A 717-nucleotide genomic window follows, 5' to 3' on the forward strand; every position below is an offset into this window, starting at 1 on the left:
GGTAAACCAATATTTTGTAATAATGTGTCAGGCATGTAAGCACCTGCTAACTGATTAGGTGCATCGTTAATTACTGCACGTTGTACTGTTTGTTGATCAATTTGTTTTGTCTGTGCGCCTTGAGCACCTTGTTCTACACCCAGTATCATGCCTACAGGAATAGTAGAAGCAATAGACGCAGCAAGATTAACTGGTAACTCTAACTTAGAGCGTACAGGTGAAGTCGTGAGTTTGCCACCCTTATTAATTGTTTGTGTGCCTAGTGGTCCAAGTAGTTTTGTGACAGCGCGACTACCACGTAATTTACGTACTGCACCAAGAGAAGCCCCAGATGCTATAGCATCAGCCCCACCATACAAAAGTGCTTCCGCTGGATTAGCACCCGCCATTAAAGACAAGCCTGTATTTAAACCACCACTCATTAATGCCTCACCTACGACAGGCTTTTTAAAGAGACCGCCTAACTTACTAAGTAACGTACCTGCTAGCTTTGCCTTCGCCATAACGCTCTTTCTTATCTACTAAGTCTAAACTGTTTTATCTTGATTATTTTCTTCTTTATTTTCAGAGTCACTTAAAGTTGGATCAGGATCTCTCAAGAGACGTGCAACAGAATACTTCTCTTCATATTCATTCTCAGCTTGACGTTCTGCAGAAGCCATGATGTAACCCTTAGGATCAGGATTCTTAAGCCGAGGAAAAGGATTAGTAATTCGA

General features: G+C 41.7%; 2 protein-coding genes. Both read right to left on the reverse strand.

The window, feature by feature from the left end:
- The coding region (locus GY843_RS20140) for a hypothetical protein (protein WP_297312381.1) at window positions 1-503 on the reverse strand (503 nt) is incomplete at its 3' end.
- 24 nt (window positions 504-527) lie between these two features.
- On the reverse strand, window positions 528-717 hold a 190-nt coding region (locus tag GY843_RS20145), incomplete at its 5' end, for a hypothetical protein (protein ID WP_297312383.1).

Source organism: Neptuniibacter sp. (assembly GCF_024231755.1).
Taxonomy (GTDB): Bacteria; Pseudomonadota; Gammaproteobacteria; order Pseudomonadales; family Balneatricaceae; genus Neptuniibacter.